Genomic DNA, 1837 nt, shown 5'->3' on the forward strand with positions numbered 1-1837 from the left:
GGCCGCCGCCCCCTGCCCCTCCGGGCGCGATGCCCCCCCGCCCCCCCCGCCCCGCTTGGCCCCGGCGGTCCGCTCCGCCTTGCGCGCCGCGAGTTCCGCCTTCAACAAATCCGCCAGCAGCCGCTCCGACCAGCGCCGCCGCGTCCCCACCACCTCGCCGCGCAGCACGATATCCTCGTCCCACCCCTCGACCGCGCGCTCATAGGCGATCTGCTCCAGGTTCGGCAGCGAGATGCGCAGCGCCTTCTCGCACGCCGCCGCGAACTCGGGCGACTTGCGGCGCAGCTTCTGGATGGTGATGTCGCCCACGCCCACTCGCGCACAGGCTTTGCGCACCTCGCCCGTCTCGGACAGCGCGCGCAGGAAGGCGCGCTTGCGCACCTCGGACAGTCCGTCCCATCGTTCGTTGCGCGCCAGCGGCGCATCCCCGCCCAGTTCCTTCGCCGCAGCCGCCGCGCGCCATTCGGCCACCACCGCGTCCCAGCGCGCCGCAAAGTCGGGATCGCGCTGCCGCCTGGCATAGGCCCCCGCCTTCTCCCGCCCGATCAGCGCAGCCGCTGCCCGCGTCGTCCCCGTCTGCCTTAGCGCCAGCAGGAACGCCGTTTCAGTGTCCGCCGTCCAGCGCGTTTGAGGTTTGCGCATGAGTCCCTGCCCCGTGAGTCACGTTGAGGGGTGACCAGTTATAGGGCGGAGGGCGTGTAGGAAAGAACGTTTTGGGAACAGCAACTACTAGGGATTTAAGCGGCTTGCTCGAAGGCCAGAAGGCGCTCTCCAATCGCAGCCACAGAGTTGAAGGCTGCTAGTCGAAGTTCTTCCTGATCCGCCTGCTCCTCAAGAGCCTGAAGTGCGATCTGCAGGTTTTCATATTGCCGATCAGTGACCTGGGGATCATTTGCCGCCGGAACCTGCACCAACATTTCATGCGAGCGGCGAAATATATTAGTGGCCTCCGCGTCGCGATCCACCTTCAAGTCCCACAGTCGCCTCTTAATCAGATCGACCGATCGTGTGATCTGACCGACCTGCAGAGTTCCAAAATTTGCCACGAGTTTCGAGCCGGTGAAGTCGATGGACACCTCATGGCTACGGCGCCGCCGGGGACGTCTTCCCAAATCAGAGCGAAAGAAGCCCGCTAACCCCGCTCTATTTTCGAGTACATAGTCCAGAACTAGCACGGGCAGCCGATCGCCGCTCGCTAACGCTTCGAACCGATCTTCATATGTTGCTTCAGGATCATCTGCTTCCAATGCGACAGCTTGAGCATCGGCATCGTACAGAGATGACAGAGCGCTCATCCAAGCTTGGCCGATAGCCTGCAATGAGGTCCCTTCTGCTTCCCGAACTTGTCCGATTGAGACACCGGTAATCGAAGGACGGAAATCTAGCAGAGCTTGTAGAGAGCGTGAGACAAGGTCGTGCTTCAGTTCGTCAAGTACTACGCCAGCAACCTGTATAATGATGTCTGATTGTGCCCCGTACAGGCATTGCAGGCGGGACAGCGCGTTAGCCGCCTCAATATGAAAGCCTTCGTTGCCGAGCAACGCGACTCCGATTACCAGACGCTCTTCTGACCCCCGAATTGGCGATAGAAAAATCGGCGCCCAACGAGCACGTACGGAACTGGTGAAAGTTGGGAACGTCAACCCGTCCAAGTCTTGACTGGTCATATTAACACTGGCGTCCCGAGCGCTGCACTGGCAAATCTCGCCACTGACGTGACCCCCGCCTTTCATCCAGCGGCAACCAGAGACCGACCGGTGTTGTCGCGCATGAGCGCAGGTGAAGCAACGGGCGGGGTTAACCCCGCCCGTTGCTGTTCAAGTTCGGCGGCGAACGC

At 61.9% G+C, this 1837-nt stretch carries 1 protein-coding gene and 1 pseudogene; both read right to left on the reverse strand.

What is annotated here, in order from left to right:
- Window positions 1-642 (reverse strand): annotated as a pseudogene (locus BFL28_RS16705) (hypothetical protein); the annotation flags it as partial.
- A gap of 95 nt (window positions 643-737) precedes the next feature.
- Window positions 738-1667, reverse strand: coding sequence for a hypothetical protein (locus tag BFL28_RS20800; RefSeq protein ID WP_173655785.1), 930 nt, complete (start codon window positions 1665-1667; stop codon window positions 738-740).
- Window positions 1668-1837: the final 170 nt, after the last annotated feature.

This window comes from Sphingomonas turrisvirgatae (genome assembly GCF_001721295.1).
Taxonomy (GTDB): domain Bacteria; phylum Pseudomonadota; class Alphaproteobacteria; order Sphingomonadales; family Sphingomonadaceae; genus Sphingomonas; species Sphingomonas turrisvirgatae.